Origin of the sequence: Myxacorys almedinensis A, assembly GCF_010091945.1 — a bacterium.
GTDB classification, from domain to species: Bacteria; Cyanobacteriota; Cyanobacteriia; order Leptolyngbyales; family Leptolyngbyaceae; genus Myxacorys; species Myxacorys almedinensis.
Genome location: NZ_WVIE01000006.1, coordinates 28,617 through 50,640, shown reverse-complemented (window position 1 = coordinate 50,640; position 22,024 = coordinate 28,617). Strand labels below are relative to the sequence as shown.

Sequence of the window (22,024 nt, the reverse complement as noted above, 5' to 3'; positions counted from 1 at the left end):
AGAAAGTCAGGTTAAATCAGCATTTAGAAAACCATTACCCGCATGGGTACTGTCAAACGCGAGATAATGAACTTAAAATACAACTGATCCAATATTTTATGCGGAATTTCAGTAATTTCTTGCTTTGCAATTAACAAATCAATTATCTCAAAAACGGCGTTATTCAAGGTCAACTTAACATTATGGAGCTAAAGCCAGAGCTATGTTGGAATGATGCTAAAAAAACCGCCAACGACATTATTTTCAATCACAGCGGTCAATATCTAAGCGATGTTGAAACTAAAGTACTTCAAGCATCATGGGAGAACCAAACTTATGATGATATGGCAATTAGTTATGGCTACAGCGCGGAATATCTAAATAAAGATGTGGGTAATAAGCTGTGGAAGAAATTGTCTAACGCCCTTGGAGAACGAGTCACTAAGAAAAACTTTAAGGAAGCCCTAAAGCGATCGTCTGGAGCTTGGCAAAGCCAATCGCACGATCGTCACGGATCTGAACCTAGAGAAATTCCTCTGATTGCGACGGATCTCCCATTTCCTGAAGGAGCAGTCGCTTTAGATTCTCCACTCTACCTAGAGCGTTCTGGAGCCGAGGCGCTCTGCTACGAAACAGTCTCAAAACCAGGGGCGCTAATTCGGATTAAAGCCCCTAGACTGATGGGCAAAACCTCGCTGCTGACGCGAATCTTAGCGTATGCTACCTACCACAATTGCCAAGCCGTGTATTTAGATTTAGGCAGCATCGATCGCGCCATTCTGACCGATTTAGATAAGTTCTTGCGCTGGCTTTGCTGCATTGTGGGTCGGCAGTTAAAGCTTGAAAATCGCCTGCATGACTACTGGGATACAGAGATTTTGGGCAGCAATGATAACTGTACCCTGTACTTTGAAGAGTATTTATTAGCAAACATTAATTATGCCGTCGTTTTAGGATTGGATGATATCGATCGCATCTTCTCCTACACGGCGGTGATCGAAGACTTTTTGGGCATGTTACGCAGTTGGCATGAAAAAGCAAAGGTGCATGACATTTGGAAAAAACTTCGGCTTGCGATCGCGCACTCAACCGAGGTTTACATTCCCCTAGACATAAACCAATCGCCCTTTAATGCGGGAGTTCCTATTGAGTTGGGAGAGTTTGATCAAACGCAAATTCAAGCGTTAGCCCATCTTCATCAACTGACGTGGACGGATGCACAAGTAGAAAACTTAACTCAGATGGTTGGCGGGCATCCTTACCTGGTGCGATTGGCGATGTATGAGGTGAGTTCTGCGAAAATTACCCTGGAGCAATTGCTGCACTCTGCATCTACAGAAGCCGGAATTTATAGCGCCCATTTGCGGCGACATTTGGAAGCCCTACAACAAGCTCCGCAATTGCTGCAAGCGCTACAGCAGGTCGTCACAGCATCCAATCCTGTAAATTTAGATTCGATGCAGATTTATAAATTACACAGCATGGGACTGGTGAAGCGAAAGGATAATGATGTGATGCCTTGGTGCAATTTATATCGCGAGTACTTTTGTCGAGTATTGGCTTAATAATTGGTTTTTCGTAAAGTTTTGGGGCAGGTAAAATGCCTGCCCCGCAGAGGTTTTATCGAATGCAAATCAGCATCAGTCTGCACAGATATTGTAAACTCTCACATCACGAGCAATGTCATCTGTATTTCGGAACCGCACCGTCCATTGGTGTTCACTCGATGGGAAAGAGTGGATCATACTAAATCCGCTGCTGCTGTTGCCCTGTTCTGCTCGTGTCTCAAACCCTCCACCCACGGTATACGCATTAGAAGGGCAGTTCCAGGCGAGGGTTCCCGATTGTTTTGGCTGAATTTTCACCCAGTCTGATCGGTGGTATCGGATGAGCACCTTATCTCCTGTGTCTTGTGTGCCGTAGATTTGCACAGCAAGTACCGCAGGAGCGATCAAAGCACTAGAAGCAAGAATACCGAGAGCGATCATTGAACGAGTTGATAGTTTGCGTTTCAACATGAGAGTAGCTCCTTAAAGCTGATTGAATACTTAATAGTTTCTATCTCATTAGTGAGCGTTGCCATAGGAATAAATCAGAGGTTTGAAGCGATCATAAATTGGAAAAAATCAGGCGAATATAAAATAAAAATCGAAAGTAGGAAGAAATCAGGTTTTTGTTTTCTAGCAATCCTTAGCTAAGGCAAACATAGTATACTTGAGCATAGATTTTAATCCTTTAGATCATGGAAAGATTATCATCGAACTATGAATATCAAGTGGGTGGAAGTCTGCCAATCGAAGCGGCTAGTTATGTAAGGCGACAGGCGGACTCAGAGTTTTATACAGCGCTGAAGGCAGGAGAATTTTGCTATGTGCTGAACTCTCGGCAAATGGGTAAGTCTAGCCTGCGTGTACAGACAATGCAGCGGCTCAAAACCGATGGAATTACCTGTGCTTTTGTCGATTTGACTGGAATTGGTAAACAGGGTGTTACCGCAGAAAAGTGGTATGCCGGAATTATTAATGCGCTCGTCAGTAGCTGTCAATTGAGCAGTAAGATTGATTGGCGATCGTGGTGGCGATCGCAGCAAGATTTACTCTCGCCTGTGCAGCGTCTCAGTTTGTTTATTGATGAGTTTCTTCTAACAGAAATTACCGATAATATTGTTATTTTTATTGATGAAATCGATCGAGTTCTCAGTCAAGATTTTTCCTTAGATGACTTCTTTGCTCTAATTCGCTTTTTCTACAATCGGCGAGTCGATCATTCCCACTACAATCGCCTGACGTTTGCCCTTCTAGGAGTTGCAACCCCTTCGGATTTGATCTCAGACAAAACTCAAACTCCCTTTAATATTGGTCGTGCGATCGCGTTGCATGGATTTCAACCCCACGAAGCCCAACCTCTCGCAAAAGGACTCGCCAACAGCGCAGCCGATCCGCAAGCGACGCTTCAAGAAATCTTAGCTTGGACTGGAGGACAGCCTTTTTTAACCCAGAAAATCTGTCACCTTGTCGCCCAAATGGCTCGGACTGAACCTCGACTGCAACCCGGCGCAGTGGCTCAGTTGATTCAAACCCACGTGATTGAAAACTGGGAAGCCCAGGATGAGCCAGAGCATTTGAGGACGATCCGCGATCGCCTCCTTCGGAATGAACAGCGTATCGGTCGTTTTTTAGGTCTTTATCAACACATTTTGCAACACGGTGAACTTTTATCTGATAATAGTTCTGAACAAACTGAATTGCAGCTTTCAGGACTCGTTGTAAAACAGGAAGGAAAGTTAAAAGTTTACAACCAAATTTATGCTCAAGTTTTTAATCAAACATGGGTTAATAAACAGTTTGAGAAACGCCGTCCTTATGCAGAATCGTTTACAGCTTGGATAGTGTCGGAATGCCAAGATGAATCGCGCCTTCTGCGGGGGCAAGCACTGCAAGACGCTTTACACTGGGCTGATCTCCAAGATTTAAGCGCGTTAGACTATCGCTTTTTGGCAGCCAGTCAAGATCTAGAAAAACACGAAGTTCAGCAAGCGCTTTTGACCCAAGCGGAGGAGAGCCAAATCTTAGCGGATGCTAATGAAACGCTATCTATTGCCCAAGAAACGGCTCAGGCGAAACTTGTAGACGCTCAGCAAAAAGCCAGACGCATCGTAGGACTGGGTTCAATCATTCTCATGACTTCCTTGATTGTGGCTGCGATCGTTAGCGTCCAAGTCAAGCACGCACGCCAAGAATTGAATGACGCCGATTTGTCCCTCCTCAGCTTTTCCGCCCAAAAAGACTATGAATCAAGTCCCTTTTCAGCGCTACTGACTGCCCTAAAAGCGGGCAACACGTTAAACACGCTACAACAGTCTCAACCCGTCAAACCCGAAACGCGCCAACAAGTCACCTCAGTGCTGCAACAGTCTCTCTATGGCATTCGAGAAGTAAACCGTCTCGAAGGGCATTCTCTCAGCGTTTTAGAAGTCGCGTTTAGCCCCGATGGTCAACTGATGGCGTCGGCAAGCGAAGACGGCACGGTGAACCTATGGCGCGTGAAAGGAGGAACGTTGCTCCGAACCCTGAAGCCCGATCGCAGCCGTCTCTGGAGTGTTCACTTTAGTCCCGATGGTCAAACGCTAGCCTCTTCGGGTCGAGACGGCACGGTGCAGCTTTGGCGGGTTTCGGACGGCACGTTGCTCAACGCTTGGAAGGCGCATCCAGATTGGGTGAGAAGTGTCAGGTTTAGCCCCGATGGACAGGTTCTAGCGTCGAGTAGCTCTGATCAAACCATTAAACTTTGGCGGGTCTCCGATCGCACCCTCTTTCATACCCTCAAAGGTCATCGAGGCTGGGCAACGAGTGTGAATTTTAGTGCAGACGGTACGATGTTAGCCTCAAGCGGCGCAGACAAAACAGTGCGGCTATGGAATGTCAGAGACGGGCGTGAGCAACGCCAACTCACTGGTCATAATCGCAGTGTGAGAAGCGTTCATTTTAGCGCCGATGGTCAACTGCTGGCATCGGGCAGTGAAGATGGCACACTCAAGGTCTGGCAGGTCTCAGACGGTACGCTGCTCCGAACCTTGGACTTCGATCGCAGCCCGGTTTGGAGTGTCCGATTTAGTGCCGATGGCAAGTTTCTCGCGGGGGGTAGCTCAGAGGGTACGGTGAAACTGTGGACGTTGGCAGACCTCGACGATGAGACCACGCAGCCCCAAATCTTCAAAGGGCATTACGGGCGGACTTGGGGGATAGAAATTAGCCCCGATAGCCAGCTTCTAGCTTCTGGTGGCGTCGATGGTGTCGTGCGGTTGTGGAAGGTGCAGCTTAGTGAACCCAAAACTTACGGGGTTTCGCAAGAGGACTTGATTAGCGTCAGTCTCAGCCCTGATGGCAAAACGTTTGCGGCGGGTGGTCTCGATCGCACGGTCAAACTTTGGGATGTCGAAACGGGTAACCTTCTCAAGCGCTTCAAGGGACACAGCAAAGCCGTGAGGAGTGTGCGATTTAGTCCGGATGGCACTCGGCTTGCTTCTGCGAGTTCTGATCTCACCGTCAAACTTTGGGATGCGAAAACAGGGGCAGTGCTGCAAACTCTTAGTGATCCCCATCCCTTTGGCAGTGTGCGATTTAGCCCAGACGGCAAACTCTTAGCCGCCGGGGGTGGGCGGGGCAAGAAAATGAACTTCTGGGAGGTTGAGACCGGAACGCTGATCAGAACCATTTTTGACGAAACCGATCCTCAGAAGCGCTGTGGGATTGGCAGTCTCAACTTTAGTCCGGATGGCAAACTGATCGGGTCAGCCTGCAACTATCTCACCTCGCGGATTTGGGAGGTCAACACTGGGAAACTATTCAAAACCTTCGATCGCCATAGCAGCCAAGTTCTAAGTGTTGATTTCAGCGCAGATAGCCAGCTTCTCGCCTCAGGAGGCAACGACAGCCTGCTGAAGATTTGGCACATCCAAACTGGATCGGTGCTAAACACCATTCAGGCACATCGAGGAGATATTAGCCGGGTGCATTTTAGTCCGGATGGTAAAAGTGTGGCGACCGCCAGCAGCGATGCCACCATCAAGCTGTGGAATGTTGCCGATGGAACGCTTCGGGCAACCCTTCAAGGGCATCACAATCGCATCCTCAGCCTTAGCTTTAGTTCGGATGGTCAAACGCTGGTGTCTGCGGGATATGACAACACGGTGAAGGTGTGGAACTTAACCTCAGACCTCAATCGCTTGATGAAGTCTGGGTGTGACTGGCTCAAAGATTATCTTGCTACCCATCCCTCTGAGCAAGAAGTTCGAGCGATTTGTCAAGATTACGAGGCGCACGATCTAAAACTCACCCGATAGAGCCGGAATGCAGCGATCGCAGATCAAGGGATGCTCGATTGATGTGCCGACAGACGGAGAGTAGTTCCAGCAGCGATCGCACTTTTTGCCTTCCGCATCAACAACGCCAATGGCTGAGGCATCGGTTTGCACCGCATATTTCATGCCCTGGAGTAGATCGGCAGAGTCGAGCAGTTCGACTTGGGAGGTGAGGAAGAGATAGCGCAACTCGTCAACCCGATTTCCGCGTAAGCTGTCGGCAGGATTAAAAGCGTGCAGGGTTTGCCGGAGGTCAGCATCAGCAACAAAAAGCAGCAGTTTGGCTTCGAGAGAAGACCCGATCGCTTTTTCGGTTCGGGCTTGCTCTAAGACTCGGTTTGCCTCGGCGCGAACGTGCCTTAGCTTCTCCCATTGGGCTTTGAGGGCGGGCTGTTTCCAACGCTTATCCAGCGTGACCCATCCGGCTTGGAACACAGAGGTGTGATGCGTCGGATAGGGGAGATATTGCCAGATATCTTCTGCCATGTGAGAGAGGACGGGCGCGATCGCTTTGGCTAAGTTTTCGAGCGCGATCGCTAACACCGTCTGACAACTGCGCCGTCGGAATGCATCCTCAGCACTGATGTACAAGCGATCTTTGGCAATGTCGAGGTAGAAGTTAGACAAATCAACCGTGCAGAAATTTTGGATTGTTTGGAAAAAGCGGAAGAATTGGAACGTCTCAAACGAGTCTTGCACGTCCTCAAAAACTTCGGTGATCCGGTGTAGCATGTAGCGATCGAGTTCGGGCAATTGCTCATAGGGAACCGCATGAGTCGTTGGATCAAAGTCGTGCAGGTTGCCCAGCAAAAATCGAGCCGTATTGCGGATCTTGCGGTAGACATCCGACATTTGCTTGAGAATGGTTTTGCCCAAGGGAACATCGTTAGAGTAATCCACCGAAGACACCCACAGGCGCAAGATATCAGCCCCATACGGCGGTTCTTCTTTCTGGTTTTTGCCCCCTTCAATGACGACGTACGGATCGACGACATTACCGAGAGATTTGCTCATCTTGCGTCCCTTTTCATCCAGCACAAAGCCATGGGTGAGCACCGTTTTGTAAGGCGCATGACCCTTCACCGCCACGCTGGTGAGCAAGCTAGATTGAAACCAACCCCGGTGCTGATCAGAGCCTTCTAAATATAGATCGGCGGGATAGCGCAACTCTGGGCGCTGCTCAACCACCGATGCCCACGAAGAGCCAGAGTCAAACCATACATCCATCGTGTCGGTGCCTTTACGGTAGGGGCGTCCGTGATATTTGGTAGGCAAGAGAGCCTCGATCGGCAGTTCCCACCAAGCATCGGAGCCTTTCTCAGCAATCAGCGCCTGAACGTGAGCGATCGTTTCTTCGTTTAATAACGGCTCATTGGTTTCTTCGTCATAGAAGACGGGGATCGGCACGCCCCAACTGCGCTGACGAGAAATACACCAGTCGGATCGTTCTGCAACCATTGGGGTGATGCGGTTTTCGCCCTGTTCGGGAATCCAGTTGACCGATGCGATCGCTTTAAGCGCTTCGTCTCGAAAGCCTTCGACCGAGGCAAACCACTGCTCGGTAGCCCGGAAGATCGTCGGTTTTTTGGTGCGCCAATCGTAGGGGTATTTATGAACATACGGTTCTTCTTTGAGAAGGGAACCGGCGGCGGCAAGCGCTTCAATCACGGCAGTATTTCCGTCGTCCAAGACGTTTAGCCCTTGAAACTGCCCTGCCTCTTCGGTAAAGTTGCCGTTGTCATCGACCGGCGCAAGGATGGGCAAGCCATAGCGCTGTCCGACCTGATAATCTTCCTGCCCATGACCCGGAGCAGTGTGAACTAATCCTGTCCCCGACTCAGTGGTGACATAATCGCCGCCGATCACAATTTCGCTGATGCGATCGTAGAGGGGATGTTTGTAAGTGCAATGCTCTAGCAACCGTCCCATCATCGTCGCTTTCACTTCAAGAGTTGTTCCGAAGGTTTCCGCTAAGCGATCGACAAGATCTTTTGCCACGATTAAGTATTTGAATCGTCCAAACGCATTCTCACCGACTTCAACGACGGCATACACCAAATCAGGATTCACACTGACCGCAAGATTGGCGGGAAGCGTCCACGGGGTTGTCGTCCAGATGGCAACGCCCAACTCTCCTAAAAACGGATCAAGCGGCGTCATCAGATCCTTCGCCAAACTTCGCACTTCAAACGCCGCAAACACACTGCGGGACGTATGACCTTCAGGATATTCCAGTTCTGCTTCGGCAAGGGCGGTCTTAGAACTCGGACTCCAATGCACTGGTTTTAAGCCACGGTAAATGTACCCTTTGAGCACCATCTGCCCAAATACCCCAATTTGCGCGGCTTCGTATTCGGGCTTCAGGGTGAGATAGGGATGCTGCCAATCTCCCCAGACGCCGTAGCGTTTGAAGCTCTGTAACTGCTGTTCAACTGCTGCCAAAGCAAAGTCTTTTGCCTTCTGACGCAGGGTGAGGGGGGTTAGCTGTCTTCGTTCGTCGGGTTTGAGGGCTTGCAAGACCTTCAGTTCGATCGGCAAGCCATGGCAATCCCATCCTGCCACATACCGCACCTTGCGCCCTTGCAGCAGGTTGTATTTGTTGATCGTATCTTTGAGAATTTTGTTGAGCGCGTGCCCAATGTGCAGCGCGCCGTTAGCGTAGGGAGGCCCATCATGCAAGATAAACAGGTCGCCAGGATTGTTCTGAGACAACTTTTCGTAAATTTCTTGCTCTGCCCAAAATTTTTGTAGTTCTGGCTCGCGCTTGACGGCGTTTGCCCGCATATCAAACTTAGTTTTGGGAAGATTAACGGTGTCTTTGTAAGATCCGGGTTCTGTTACAGACATATGCAAGGAGGGAATGGGGTATGGGATGGGAGGGAGAGGGAGATTGACAAGAATCTTTCCTGTGCCTGAATTGTCCCTTGGTTTATTTTGGCAGTAAATCAAGAACGGATGCAGCAGAATTCTTAGTTCCACTACATCCGTTGATGAGCGTCTTACCGATAGTTTACTGTACGGGGTAGTCGGACGGGGCAGTTAGGACGCTGGCGGCGAGTCTGTTTCTTCGGTTGTCTCTGGAGGATCAGCAGGAAGATGTTTTTTTTCCGCATCTTCGATCGCCGCTTCGACTAGCTCTGGATCGGGAGGATTGGGATGCACGGGTTGGTCGGCAGATTTAGTTGACTCATATTCCATTTCTTCTTGCACGATCTCGTCGGCAGGAATGTCGGAGTCGGATGTAGCAGGCTGATTAACGGGAGCGGTTGGCTCTTCGACTGCTTTCTCTGCGGCAACGGCGGCTTCTGCATACCCCCCGGTTGTTTCCCCTGTTTCACTGTCTACGCTAACGGTCGGAGCCTTTTCCTCGTCTCGAAACTCTTTTCGCACATAGGTTGACGTATTTTTCTCTGGCTTTTTGAACAGATTGCCGATCGTTTGCCCAATGCCTGCGATCGCACCGCCCAACGTAGGGGTCGCTCCGCCTGAATCAGCCTTCGTTCCGGTTTGATCTGGGACAGTTCCAGGTTGATCTGCCGTCGTTTCAACCGTAGGCGAGGGATTTCCAAAATCATCTCGTGTCAGGGGTGTATAAGATTCGGTGGAAGCTGTTTCAGACGGCGCAGTTGCCTCTAATTTGCTGCCAACTGCGGTTTTCACCTGGTTAACGACTCCAGAAAACTGCTGCTTCATCTGTCCGAGGATTTGGGTTCGGTTCGCAGGTTGGAGCGCCTCGCCGACTTTAGCCTTTAATTCTTCTGGATTAGGGGTGTGTCCCAACCGGGCATCTAGCGTTTGCCAAGCAAACCAGCCGATGAGCGAAACGCTGGCGATCTGTCCGAGCAAAACGCCGCCTGTGATGCGATCGCCGCACACCAGCAGCACCAGCGCGTAAAATAGCCCAACGCCGCTCCAGATCAAATCGTTTTTGCGGTAGACTTCTGGATAAATAAAGCCCGACAGATATAAGGCAAGGCTGCCCAGTCCGACCAATAAAGCTAAAAGAAATGTCAGCATAGCGCTGCTCCTAACTGTCACCGAATTGCTTCCTTAACTCTACCGCTTGGGCTGTACTTTCAGAGGTATGGTTTTCTCGATTCGGTCAATTTGGTTAAGTTGTATATCACCAAATCCTTGCCATTTTAAGCGTGAAGCCCGGTAATTCAGGATCGCAGCTTACAGATTCTGGGGCGTCTAGAAGTTCGCAGGTGCGATCGGGTCTGTAAATCTGAACGGTGCGATTCTTGCGATCTATTAACAGTCCAAGTCGCGTACCGTTGTCCATATATTCCTGCATTTTGGCTTGCAATTCAGTAAGACTGTCACTCGAAGAGCGAAGTTCAATCACAAAATCGGGACAGATGGGGGCAAAGGATGCTTTTTGCGAGTCACTCAGCGCATTCCACCGCTCTAATTTAGTCCAAGAAGCATCCGGAGAACGAGTCGCTCCATTTGGAAGCGTAAACCCTGCACTCGAATCAAAGCCGATGCCTGTGCCGTCTCGTCTAGCCCATATTCCAAGTTCAATAGCGATCTCAAAGTTTCGGTTTCCGGTATCTGAAAAAGCGGGCGACATAATGACGACATCTCCAGTGGCAGATCGTTCAATTCGCAGGTCAGGATTTCCCAAGCAAAGGTCGTAAAATTGCTCGTTGGTCATCTGCAATGCTGAGGGCAGGTGAACCTTGAGAGGAGTGCTTTGGGCTTGGATGAGCAGGGTTGTCATTGTAGGTTAACCAGAAGCAGGATTAGCTTTATTTTAGGAGAGAGCCATAGAATAGCTGGAGCTTGGCAAAGCCCATCGCTTCCGCTTGAATGGGGACATCTGCTCTAGCAATACATTTTTATGACTTTTATGACTCACTATCAACAAATTCTCAAGATTTCAACAACGGGTAAATCGCTACATAAAGTCACCTCGCAAATTCAAGGAATCGTGGCTCAATCGGGCATCCAAACCGGACTGTGTAATTTGTTCTTACGTCACACGTCTGCGAGTTTGATCATTCAAGAAAACGCCGATCCTGATGTGTTACAAGATCTCGAAAACTTCCTCTCAAAACTGGTTCCAGAATGGGAGAACTACATCCACAGCACCGAAGGAGCCGATGATATGCCTGCTCACATTCGGACAGTGCTAACTCACACCTCTGAGCAGATTCCGATCGCGCAAGGTCGCTTGGTTCTTGGCATTTGGCAAGGCATTTATGTGTGGGAACATCGTCAGCACCGCCACACGCGAGAACTGTTTGTCCATGTAATGGGAGAAAAATAAAAACAGCGTTCCGATTAGCGTTGATTAAACTGTTGTCGAATTCTTATTCTTCGTATTCGCTATCAATTTCTACTTCTAAGGTGTCTTCGTCAAATCGAAGGTAGAGAATGTTAGGACGACAGCAAACCTGACAGTCTTCGACATACGATTGCTGGCTGCCTGCGCTCCAATCGACGAAGGTTAAATTAGGTTCGCCACAGTAAGCGCAACTGTATTCGGTGGTGGTTTGCATGATTGGATAGGAATTCTGAAGTGGAGTCTATTTTGTGTGTCGTGCCAGTGCAAGCTGAATCAACTGATCGACCAATTCAGGATAGGGAATTCCGCTCGTTACCCACATTTGAGGATACATACTGGTTGCCGTGAAACCAGGCAGCGTATTGATTTCATTAATCAAAACCTCACCTGTCGATTCAACGTAAAAGAAATCAACCCGCGCCAGTCCTGCACAATCCAATGCCATGAATGCTTGAATTGCCCGCTCTTGAATTTCGCTTGCCACAGAGGGAGGTAGGTCTGCTGGGATAAACCACTCCGCTTCGCCTACGGTGTATTTGGTTTCGTAGTCGTAGAAGTCGCTTTGGAAGGTAATTTCTCCCACAACCGAGGCTTTCGGCTGCTCGTTGCCGAGAACCGCACATTCTATTTCTCGTGCCACCACTCCCGCTTCAACGATGATCCGCCGATCGTAACTCGCGGCATTGTCCAAGGCGGCTTCGAGTTCGGCGCGGGTGCGAACTTTCGAGATGCCGACCGACGAGCCGAGGTTTGCCGGTTTAACAAAGCAGGGGTAGCCCAACTGGGATTCAATCTCGTCGCATAATTTTGGAAACACACAGGCATTTGACCATACCTGCGATCGCGTGACCGCCACATAGTTTACCTGCGGCAACCCCGCCTGAGCAAACACCATTTTCATGGCAATCTTATCCATTCCTGCTGATGAACCGAGCACCTCAGAGCCAACAAACGGAACTTGCATCAGTTTAAGAAGACCTTGCACCGTGCCATCTTCGCCATTCGGCCCGTGCAACATCGGAAACCATACATCTACGGCAGACACTTCTGCTGGAAATTGCCAACGATTGGGTTTTTCTTCAAACACTGAAATCGCAGTGCCCGATGAGAGGACTTGTTGAGCAATTTCTGGCGATCGCCACCCCCCATCTTTGCCAATGTAGAACGGCAAGAGCTTGTACTTCTGGGCATTAGGTTCGGCAGTTAGCGCTTGAGCAATTGATCGGGCGGAGGAAATCGAGACCTCATGCTCTCCAGAACATCCGCCAAATAACAGTCCTACGTTCAGTTTGGTCATGACTTGTCCTGCTGTATGAATATGGGCTGTGCGTTTACGACATTTTGCCACGAAGCGACACCAAATCTAAGAGACACCAGATCTAAGAGACGCTGGCGGCACTGCTTTGCAAAGAGGAATGAACCGACTCATGAAATATCAAGAGGGAGTCTCTAGAATAAAAAGAGTAGCCTCGTCTCGTAAGCCTTATGTCTCAGATTTGCATTCTCGGTGGCGGTTTTGGTGGATTATATACAGCGCTGCGGCTCAGCCAATTGCCCTGGAATAAACTCGATAAACCCCAAATTACGCTTGTCGATCAGCGCGATCGCTTTGTCTTCTCTCCCCTGCTCTATGAACTGGTAACCGGCGAGATGCAGACGTGGGAAGTTGCGCCGCCCTATGCCGAATTGCTAGCCGGGACAGAGATTCGATTTAAGCAAACGGCAGCCACAGAAATTGATGTTGAGGCAAAACAAGTTCAGCTAGAAACGGGGGAAACGCTGACGTACGATCGCTTGGTGCTGGCAGTGGGCGGAGAAACGCCGATGGATATGGTTCCGGGCGCGGCAGAGTTTGCCATTCCGTTTAGAGCGATCGCAGATGCCTACCGCCTCGAAGAACGGCTGAGACTGCTAGAAGAATCGGATGTCGATAAAATCCGGATCGCGGTGGTAGGTGCGGGCTATAGCGGTGTAGAACTGGCGTGTAAATTGTCTGATCGATTGGGCAACCGTGCTCGAATTCGGATTGTTGAGCAGAGCAATCAAATCTTGCGATCGTCACCGCCTCATAACCGCGATGCTGCAACCAAAGCCCTAGAAGACCGAGGCATCTTTTTGGATCTAGAAACCACCGTCGAAAACCTGACAGAAGATCGTATTTCCTTGCTCTACAAAGGCTCGACGGATACAATTCCGGTAGACATCGTGCTGTGGACGGTCGGAACTCGCGCTGCTGAAGTTGTCCAAAACCTATCGCTCAAGCATAATCAACGCGGTCAGGTGATGACGACACCCACCCTGCAAGCGATCGATCATCCTGAGATTTTTGCAGTGGGAGATTTGGCAGATTGCAAAGACGCAGAAGGGCAACAGGTTCCTGCTACCGCCCAAGCCGCGTTTCAACAGTCAGATTATGCAGGCTGGAACATTTGGGCATCTCTAACCCATCGCCCTCTGTTGCCGTTCCGGTATCAACACTTGGGGGAAATGCTCACCTTGGGCATTGATGATGCCACGCTGACGGGTCTGGGCATTCAGCTAGACGGCTCGTTGGCAGGTGTGGCGCGGCGTCTTGCCTATCTCAACCGGATGCCCACCTTAAAACACCAGGTTAGGGTCGGGTTTAGCTGGTTAACTCGCCCGATCGTGAACGCTTTGGCAGGAAACGATGAATAATAGAACGTGAGTTTGGCAGCCCTCATCTTTGTCGTCTCTTTTAGGGAGGAGCAAGACAACATGACGAGAAAATCTGGGATGAGGGTACGGTTGCCTCTGCCAAACTGACGGTATCTAGACGGTAGAAATCGTCTGTGTTCATCTCACCTGTAAGCTTTTATGAAACACCCCCAAGTCATTTTTTTTGATGCTGTTGGCACCTTGTTTGGGGTTCGCGGCAGTGTTGGCGAAGTGTATGGTCACCTTGCCCAAAAGCATGGGGTTCAGGTTGATCCGCAGCGATTGAACCAAATGTTTTATCAGCAGTTTAAGGCGTCGTCGCCCTGCATGTTTCCTCAGGCGCAACCCGATGATATTCCGCAGCTTGAGTATCGATGGTGGAGCGCGATCGCTGCCCAAACGTTTCAGCAAGCCGGGGTGTTTGAGCAGTTCCAAGACTTCTCGGCGTTCTTTTCAGAGGTCTATTCTCACTTCGCTACGGCAGACCCGTGGATCGTCTATCAAGATGTTGTGCCAACTTTAAAGCGGCTCAAAACTCTCGGCATTCCGCTAGGCATCATCTCGAATTTTGACTCTCGCATTTATCTGGTTCTCAATGCTCTCAAGTTGTCGGGTTATTTTAGCTCCATCACGATTTCTACCGAGGTTGGGGCGGCAAAACCTGACCCCAGAATCTTTCAGGTGGCGCTAGAAAAACATGACTGCGCGGCTGAGATGGCATGGCACGTTGGGGATAGCAATAAGGAAGATTATGAGGCGGCAAGTTTAGTAGGGCTGCGCGGCGTTCTTCTCGATCGCGATTCAAAATAGCGCAAACCAAGGCTCAACACTCGATCTATCGCTGAATCTATCACTATAGTCTTGCTGGTGAGACAAGAGTTTAGCGCAGATTTGGTTCAATAGATTTGATTTAGCAGACTTGCGTTTGGCAGTAAGATGTAGTACTTAGGTATTAACTTTTCGGATCTTCATGCCTGTCAAACCGTCGCAAATTTTAGATCAGTTAAACCAAAAGCGAGAAGAGTTTACACGCTTTGATAAGACTGCCATGCAAGAGCTTCAGCAGTATGGAGTGGCGTTGGCGAATATGTCGCAGCGATCGCACACCCATTTGCTCGATCGGCTAGGCGGCATCAAAGACTGCGGCGCACGCCCATTAGAGCCATGGGGCGAGTCTCCAGATTGGATCATGCCCTCTCATCTGGTGTGGCAAAGCCGAGAGCAGAGCATGGATTGGGTGCGCGATCGCTTGAGCAGAATTTCTACCTTTGCCGTCGATGGCTCCCAAATTTATCCCAGCAAAGATTTTTCCATCCCGATCGCGCTGGTGCAAATTGGCTGGTACGAAAACTTTCACTTGCCGTCGGGGGAGTACGAAAAAGACATCAAATCTGAGGTGCTGACGCCAAGCGATTTGCGGGTTGGGCGGGGCGATCTTGCCGATCGCAAGGTTAATCTGCGGCGGTTTGAAATGGAAACCGAGCGCTTGATTCAATACATGGAAGAGCGGGCAGGGTGTGATACCTGCCTGGCGTTTTTTGACGGCTCATTGATTGCGAGTTTTGCCGAAGCGTTTGATGAAGAAACAACGAATTTTTATGTCAAATGTATTCGCAACTTGATTCGGGCAAGTGAGCATTATCGGGTTCCGCTCGTGGGATTTATCGACACGTCTACCGCTCGCGATTTGACCGAGATGCTGAGGCGGCTGTGTGGCTTGCCCGAAGGCAAAGCGATTCACGATGCCCAACTGCTCAATCGGGCTACCCATGAGATGCAATGGGGCGATCGCACGCCGCTTTTTCTTTGTCAGCGGGTCGGAGTCCGCGATTTTTACCAAGAATTAGCCGATCACGTCGCTTTCTCTTACCTCAAAACAAATCGAGATAGCTACCCGGTGCGCCTGGAAATGCCGGTTTGGGTTTATGAAGCGGGGCTGTGCGATCGCGTGATCGATTGGGTTCGCGCCGAAGTGATTGTTGGCGGTGGTTATCCCTACGCGATCGAAACGGCGGATCAGGTGGCGGTCTTAAAAAATGATGATCGTCAAACGTTTTATCGCCTAGTCCAAGACTGGGCAGAGAAGGAAGATCTGAGGTTACGCCTTTCTCGCAAAATGGTGAGCAAAGCTCGAAGACGCTAGAGAAAGCAGATCGGCGTCAATGTTCTGTCAGAACTATGCGATCGTTCTGATACCCAATTAATCTATAAATGCGACAGATGTGCGACCTCCCCCAACCCCGCCTGAGTAAAGTGGGGAGCCGGAAAGTCCTTCCTGACCCAGGGGGGATGCCGTAGGCAGGGGGGTCGAGGATCTGTCGCCGTGAAAAATCAATTTGGTATGACAACCCTCAGAACTATTTGTCAGAACTATTTGTCAGAACTCTTCGTCAAAACTACTCGTCAGACCTTACGTGCTTTCGTAGGAAGGCATTGTATGTAGCTTTCGTAAACCTTTAGTAAAAATGTGGATCGGGTGCAGGCAATATCACGGGCTTTCATTACCATTTCTGTATTAAGACTTACAGGACTAGTAGGACAGTTTAGAGCTTGGCTTATGGGCACCTTATTTTTACTCGTTGCGATCGCATTCTACGTCTCACTGATGCCTCTGTTTTTCCGGAAATGGATGATGCTAAGCCAAGAGCAAGATATCCCAGAAGAAGCTCGCTCCCTTAGCACGATCGTGGTTGCGATCGCGACGTTGTTTTGGCTGTTCGTGCTGCCGTTTGCCTACCTCGATTTGCTGGAAGAATCTGCCCAGCCGTAATCAACAATCCAGCCCAAATTATCAAGTCTCACTATGTCCTGAGATCTGGTGCCGTCAGGTGTAGGCAAATCGCAGATTTAGCGACTCGCGCCAGTGCAGGCTGTCTTCTGGGCAATCTCTACCCTCCTCGCACTTTTTCCATACACCAATCGATCAACGGGCGCAGCGACTCAGGCACGCTCGATTCGCCCACCCGCACCGCATGATGCCGCTTGCCATCGTCTATGGCAATGTCATATTGAAACCGATCAGGTTGGGACGCCGACGACATTTCGGTAGGCAACTGAAAAAAATTGGCAGCCTGAACAAACTGCCGGAGTTGGTTGGCTTCACTTGGCGGCAAGGTTGCTGTGTCTAAGGAGGTGGTCAGCATGAGTCCAGCAAATCCACCGCTCCGCTCAAAGGTGACGCGCATAGACGAATGAAGGGATGAACAGGACACGAGAAATATCGCAACCATAGCGCATAAGACTGCCTTTCTCATCTCTTTTTCATCCCATTCAAGGTTTATGCGATGACGCCGACGGTCTTCCAAGCATTCCGCACCGCTTTTTGCTCATCGCCATCGATGCCATACAACTCACCCGCGATCGCGATGGTGGCATTGGCAGCCCGTCTAAAGTTGGCGCGCGATCGCAACCGTTCGGTCAAGGCAACGTACCAAATTTTCCCTGCCTTCTCCCACGCATTGCCCCCAATCTCGCTGGCGGCAAGATAAAACGCTCGATTGGGAATGCCCGAATTGATGTGGACTCCTTCATTGTCGGCGGTTCCGGTATAAATGCTTTTCATGTCTGCTGGCTGGGGATCTTTGCCCAGCACTTTGTCGTTATAAGCAGTTCCGGGGGCTTTCATCGATCGTAGCGCCACGCCGCTGATTTTGTCGGTCAGCAGTCCTGCACCGATCAGCCAGTCTGCTTCGTCTGCTGGTTGCTTGAGACTATACTGCTTGATCAAGCTGCCAAACACATCCGACATCGACTCATTTAGCGCCCCCGGTTGCCCTCGGTAGACCAGTCCCGCTTCATACTGCGTCACGCCGTGGGTAAGTTCGTGCCCAATAATGTCGATCGAAATCGTAAATCGGTTGAATAACTCACCATCGCCATCGCCGTAGACCATCTGGCTGCCATTCCAGAAGGCGTTATCGTATTTGCGATCGAAATGCACTGTTGAATCTAGACGTAGCCCATACCCATCGATCGAGTTGCGCTCAAAAATGTCGTTGAAAAAATCATAGGTGATGCCCGACCCATCGTAGGCTTCATCAACACTAATATCCCCAGTGGGGGGATCGCCCTCTCCGCGCACGAGCTTACCCGGAAGGTCAGTTCCGGTCTCTGCGTCAAAAATGGTGCGGCGTTTTTCACCAGCGATCGCGCTACTAAAATTAACCATCCCCACTGCCTCGCGCCGCCCCCGAAACCGCTCCGAAGCGCGCACCGTCCGCAATGCCCATTCTTTCTGCGTCGCATCTCCATTGAGAATGATCTGATCGCTCATATACGGCGGCAAAATGCAGCACATTGGGCAAACATGATGCGTCAACCGCGTACAACGGTTCTGATGTCGGTGTTTCTGATGTCGGTTCGCCATTTACGCTCTCCTAAGCTAAAACTCATCGATATTCCCGTAAGGATTACAACATCATTTTTGAATTTTCTCCGCGATTGGGCGCAACTACGAACATCTACCGTGAAGCAACCGCTTTTGTTACAAAACTTATATTCTTTCTCATCTGGTCACCGTCTCTTTTATGATGGTCTAGCAAGCAAAACGAGAGGGTTCTACACACTTTTTAATAATTGAGTGTTGGGCACCGAATCGTTCTAATCTAAGAATGAACTGGTCACGCCTGAGTACGTGTTTACCACTAAATTTTTTAAGCTGACGCTATTTACAGATGGTGATTTAGCAGAAAACAAGTAGTGCCAGGTGACATGCTGGTCAGATTTAACACAGTAACGATCCGTAATGGGAGCTTTAGGAATCTAATGAGTGTTAAGGCAAGTGGTGGAAGCTCAGTTGCGCGCCCGCAACTATACCAAACAGTCCCAGTCTCAACAATTTCGCAGGCTGAACAGCAAGACCGCTTTTTAGGACGGGGAGAGTTGGATGAGCTAACTCGGTACTTTGCGTCGGGAGCCAAACGCCTCGGCATTGCTGAGTTGCTGACCCAAAAAGCAGAACTAATCGTCTCTCGTGCAGCAAATCGCATCTTCACCGGGGGTTCCCCGATGTCGTTTCTCGAAAAGCCCACCGAAGAGCCAGTCAAGTCAATGGCAGGCAAGACGATGAACACCGAAGAGGGCATGAAGCTGGGCACCGTCACCTATGCAGAAGGGTCTGGGGGCGGATTGTTCGGCGGCATTCGCAACTTCTTCTTGACGCCTAGCGCTGGGGCGGTTCCTCCTGGGTTCCGGGCGATCAACGTGTCGCGATACGGTCCGAGCAATATGGCGAAGTCGTTGCGAGACATGAGTTGGTTCTTGCGCTACACAACTTATGCGATCGTAGCTGGTGACCCCAACATCATTGCAGTAAATACTCGTGGTCTGCGTGAAATCATCGAAAACGCCTGTTCTGGTGATGCAACCGTGGTGGCGCTGCAAGAAATGAAAGTGGCATCGATGAGCTACTTCCGCCAAGACGAAGAAGCCAGCGAAATCGTCAGCCAGTATTTCGATGTGCTAATCAGCGAGTTTAGAGCGCCAACTCCATCTGACAAGCTGCGTCAGCGCAACTCTAATGATCTGCAGGGGCTGCAACTGCCGCAAATCTACTCCAATGCTGCCGAGCGGCGTCCGAAATACGCGATGAAGCCGGGTCTCTCTAGCACCGAGAAAGCCGATGTCGTGAAAGCGGCATATCGTCAGGTGTTTGAGCGCGATATCACCCGCGCCTACTCTCTGGGCGTCTCCGATCTCGAATCGAAGGTGAAGCAAGGCACGATTTCGATGAAAGAATTCATCCGTCGTCTCGCCAAATCACCCCTATACCGGAAGAATTTCTTTGAGCCGTATATTAACAGCCGTGCTCTAGAACTGGCGTTTCGTCACATTTTGGGGCGTGGTCCCTCGTCGCGAGAAGAAGTGCAGCGATACTTCTCGATCGTCTCCAACGGTGGGTTAAATGCTCTGGTTGATGCGTTGATCGATTCTCAAGAGTATAGCGACTACTTTGGCGAAGAGACCGTCCCTTACCTGCGCGGTCTCGGTCAGGAAGCACAAGAGTGTCGCAACTGGGGACCGCAGCAAGACCTGTTTAATTACAGTGCGCCGTTCCGCAAGATTCCTCAGTTCATCACGACGTTTGCATCCTACGATCGCCCCTTGCCCGATCAACACGTCTATGGCTCTGGAAACGATCCGCTTGAGATTCAGTTTGGGGCGATCTTCCCGAAAGAAACCAAGAATCCCAGCACCAGCCCTGCACCTTTTGGTAAGGACACCCGCCGGATTTTGATCAATCGCGGTCCTGGCATCAACAACCAGTTGAGCAATCCAGAAGCCCGTGGTGTTTCTCCTGGAACCCTCGGTCCTAAAGTGTTTAAGCTAGATCAAGTTCCGAGCTATACCGGAAGCTTCGCAAAGCGCGGCGGCGGCTCAAAAGGCGTCAGCGTTAAGTTCTCGGAAAGCTCGACTCAAGCGGTGATCCGGGCTGCCTATTTGCAAGTCTTTGGGCGGGCTGTATACGAGGGTCAACGGCTCAAAGTCGATGAAATCAAGCTGGAAAATGGCGAAATCACGGTGCGTGAGTTTATCCGTCGTCTCGCCAAATCAAACCTTTTCCGCAGCTTATATTGGGAGAAACTGTACGTTACTAAAGCGGTCGAATACATTCACCGTCGGCTGCTCGGTCGCCCTACCTACGGTCGTCAGGAAATCAACACGTACTTTGATATTTGCTCGAAGAAAGGCTTTTATGCCTTGATCGATGCCATTCTCGATAGTGTTGAATACAACCAAACCTTTAACGAAGATGTTGTTCCTTACGAGCGCTATCTCACGCCGGGGGGCGTGTCGCTCAGAAGCTCTCGCGTTGGCTCAGTTGGCGATACCGGCATGCGGGTAGACAAACAAGAGACGCCACGGTTTGTGGAACTAGGGGCGGTGGGTGGCACCCGAACTGAACCTGATGTGCAGTTCCGCATCAATCAGGGCGTTAGCAAGAAGCGCGAACAAACTAAGGTCTTTAAACTGGCCCAACTCAACGATAAGTCAAACCTCAAAGTCGTGATTGGGGCGGCGTATCGCCAAATTTTTGAGCGAGATATTGCCCCTTATGTGGCTCAAAATCAGTTTTCTGGATTGGAGAGCAAACTTGGCAACGGCGAAATTACTCTCAAAGAATTTATTGAGGGGTTAGGAACTTCTAGCCTTTATATCAAAGAGTTCTACACGCCGTATCCCAATACAAAAGTGATCGAGCTTGGTACAAAGCACTTCTTAGGTCGTGCCCCCCTCGATCAACCGGAGATCCGGAAATACAACACGATCTTGGCAAGCCAAGGTCTCAAGGGGTTCATCAATGCGATGCTCACGAGCGCAGAATATGGTGAAGCCTTTGGAGAAGATACCGTTCCTTACAACCGCTTCTTGACCTTACCTGCGGCAAACTTCCCGAACTCACAAACCCTGTACAACAAGCTGACCAAGCAAGATCAGAAGCTTGAGGTTCCAAGCTTTGCCCCTACTAAGTCGCGGATGGATGCCGCTAAGATGCCGATGACGGCTCTGGCAATGCAAAATATTGCAGCGCAGGGTAGACAGATCGATAGGAGTAAGCCACTCTTTATCGAATTGGGGCGATCGCACGCGAATGGTGGGGGACAGTCGGTTGAGGTGGGAGTGGGTACGACTCGCCGTAAGCCTGCTCGCATCTACCGGATGAATCCGGGCATGGGGCAAAGCGAAAGCGAGTTGGTGATCAATGCGATCTACTGCCAAGTGATGGATGTGTTTAGCGGTCAAGTTCCGGCTCAATTTAAGCGATCGGATCTTGAAAGTAAGCTCCGCAATGGCGAAATCTCGGTTCGCGAGTTTGTCAAGACGCTAGCTGGCTCGGAGATTTATGTCCGTCGCTTCTATGCGCCGTATCCGAATACGAAAGTGATTGAATTTTTGTTCCGTCACTTGCTCGGTCGCGCCCCGGCAACCCAAGCTGAAATCCGCGAATATAACAAGATTCTGGCGGGTCAAGGTTTGAAGGCGGCGGTGGATGCGATGGTAAACGGTGCGGAGTATGCTCGCTATTTTGGTGAGGATGTTGTGCCTTATAAGCGGTTCCCATCGTTGCCTGCGGGGAACTACCTCGGCAGCATCCAGGCAGATCAAGACTTGGTGAAGCAATCTTGGTCGGATCTGTCTCCCTCGTCTATTACGGGTGGTCGGAGCCAACGCTAAGTACGGCTTGTTTGAAGCCCCCGATCGCTGAGATCGGGGGC

16 protein-coding genes are annotated in these 22,024 nt (G+C 50.2%); 8 read left to right on the top strand and 8 right to left on the bottom strand.

The features are described 5' to 3' along the window. The first annotated feature begins 182 nt into the window (after positions 1-182). The gene (locus GS601_RS06600; RefSeq protein ID WP_162422485.1) at positions 183-1,544 is read left to right on the top strand and encodes an AAA-like domain-containing protein; all 1,362 of its coding nucleotides are present in this window, start codon (positions 183-185) and stop codon (positions 1,542-1,544) included. Between the two features lie 75 nt (positions 1,545-1,619). On the opposite strand, the gene GS601_RS06595 is transcribed toward GS601_RS06600, so the two are convergent. After that, positions 1,620-1,997: a hypothetical protein gene (locus GS601_RS06595; RefSeq protein WP_162422484.1), complete on the bottom strand. Its 378-nt coding sequence runs from the start codon at positions 1,995-1,997 to the stop codon at positions 1,620-1,622. Between the two features lie 224 nt (positions 1,998-2,221). On the opposite strand from GS601_RS06595, the gene GS601_RS06590 reads away from it, so the two are divergent. Continuing rightward, complete coding sequence (locus GS601_RS06590) at positions 2,222-5,821, top strand: WD40 domain-containing protein (protein WP_162422483.1); 3,600 nt, start codon at positions 2,222-2,224, stop codon at positions 5,819-5,821. Here GS601_RS06590 and ileS read toward each other — a convergent pair. The 3 genes from ileS to GS601_RS06575 all read right to left on the bottom strand — a co-directional run bounded on the left by ileS (position 5,804) and on the right by GS601_RS06575 (position 10,565). Continuing rightward, positions 5,804-8,686, bottom strand: coding sequence for an isoleucine--tRNA ligase (gene ileS / locus GS601_RS06585; protein ID WP_162422482.1), 2,883 nt, complete (start codon positions 8,684-8,686; stop codon positions 5,804-5,806). The genes GS601_RS06590 and ileS overlap by 18 nt on opposite strands. A 192-nt stretch (positions 8,687-8,878) precedes the next feature. Next, a complete protein-coding gene (locus tag GS601_RS06580; protein ID WP_162422481.1) occupies positions 8,879-9,856 on the bottom strand; it encodes a Ycf66 family protein in 978 nt (325 codons plus the stop codon). 106 nt (positions 9,857-9,962) lie between these two features. After that, positions 9,963-10,565: a Uma2 family endonuclease gene (locus tag GS601_RS06575; protein WP_162422480.1), complete on the bottom strand. Its 603-nt coding sequence runs from the start codon at positions 10,563-10,565 to the stop codon at positions 9,963-9,965. 129 nt (positions 10,566-10,694) lie between these two features. On the opposite strand from GS601_RS06575, the gene GS601_RS06570 reads away from it, so the two are divergent. Beyond that, positions 10,695-11,114, top strand: coding sequence for a secondary thiamine-phosphate synthase enzyme YjbQ (locus GS601_RS06570; protein WP_162422479.1), 420 nt, complete (start codon positions 10,695-10,697; stop codon positions 11,112-11,114). Between the two features lie 43 nt (positions 11,115-11,157). Here GS601_RS06570 and GS601_RS06565 read toward each other — a convergent pair whose 3' ends face one another. Both GS601_RS06565 and GS601_RS06560 read right to left on the bottom strand, forming a co-directional pair. Continuing rightward, on the bottom strand, positions 11,158-11,346 hold the full coding sequence (locus tag GS601_RS06565; protein WP_162422478.1) for a CPXCG motif-containing cysteine-rich protein: 189 nt from the start codon (positions 11,344-11,346) through the stop codon (positions 11,158-11,160). A 27-nt stretch (positions 11,347-11,373) separates the two neighbouring features. Continuing rightward, the gene (locus GS601_RS06560; protein WP_162422477.1) at positions 11,374-12,429 is read right to left on the bottom strand and encodes a D-alanine--D-alanine ligase family protein; all 1,056 of its coding nucleotides are present in this window, start codon (positions 12,427-12,429) and stop codon (positions 11,374-11,376) included. A 188-nt stretch (positions 12,430-12,617) separates the two neighbouring features. On the opposite strand from GS601_RS06560, the gene GS601_RS06555 reads away from it, so the two are divergent. The 4 genes from GS601_RS06555 to GS601_RS06540 all read left to right on the top strand — a co-directional run bounded on the left by GS601_RS06555 (position 12,618) and on the right by GS601_RS06540 (position 16,578). Beyond that, entirely contained in the window at positions 12,618-13,808 is a 1,191-nt protein-coding gene (locus GS601_RS06555) for an NAD(P)/FAD-dependent oxidoreductase (RefSeq protein ID WP_162422476.1), read from the top strand. A 159-nt stretch (positions 13,809-13,967) separates the two neighbouring features. Beyond that, entirely contained in the window at positions 13,968-14,618 is a 651-nt protein-coding gene (locus tag GS601_RS06550; RefSeq protein WP_162422475.1) for an HAD-IA family hydrolase, read from the top strand. Between the two features lie 160 nt (positions 14,619-14,778). After that, positions 14,779-15,951, top strand: a complete 1,173-nt coding sequence (locus GS601_RS06545; protein ID WP_162422474.1) for a DNA double-strand break repair nuclease NurA — start codon at positions 14,779-14,781, stop codon at positions 15,949-15,951. A gap of 414 nt (positions 15,952-16,365) precedes the next feature. After that, positions 16,366-16,578: a hypothetical protein gene (locus GS601_RS06540; RefSeq protein WP_162422473.1), complete on the top strand. Its 213-nt coding sequence runs from the start codon at positions 16,366-16,368 to the stop codon at positions 16,576-16,578. 118 nt (positions 16,579-16,696) lie between these two features. Here the strand turns inward: GS601_RS06540 and GS601_RS06535 are convergent, their stop codons facing one another. Next, the gene (locus GS601_RS06535; RefSeq protein WP_162422472.1) at positions 16,697-16,993 is read right to left on the bottom strand and encodes a protealysin inhibitor emfourin; all 297 of its coding nucleotides are present in this window, start codon (positions 16,991-16,993) and stop codon (positions 16,697-16,699) included. A 92-nt stretch (positions 16,994-17,085) separates the two neighbouring features. Continuing rightward, a complete protein-coding gene (locus tag GS601_RS06530) occupies positions 17,086-18,174 on the bottom strand; it encodes a M4 family metallopeptidase (RefSeq protein WP_238393121.1) in 1,089 nt (362 codons plus the stop codon). Positions 18,175-18,572: 398 nt separating this feature from the next. Between GS601_RS06530 and GS601_RS06525 the strand changes: the two genes are divergently transcribed. Further along, positions 18,573-21,983 carry a phycobilisome rod-core linker polypeptide gene (locus GS601_RS06525; protein ID WP_162422471.1) on the top strand — a complete coding sequence of 1,137 codons (3,411 nt, stop codon included), beginning with the start codon at positions 18,573-18,575 and terminating at the stop codon, positions 21,981-21,983. Positions 21,984-22,024: the final 41 nt, after the last annotated feature.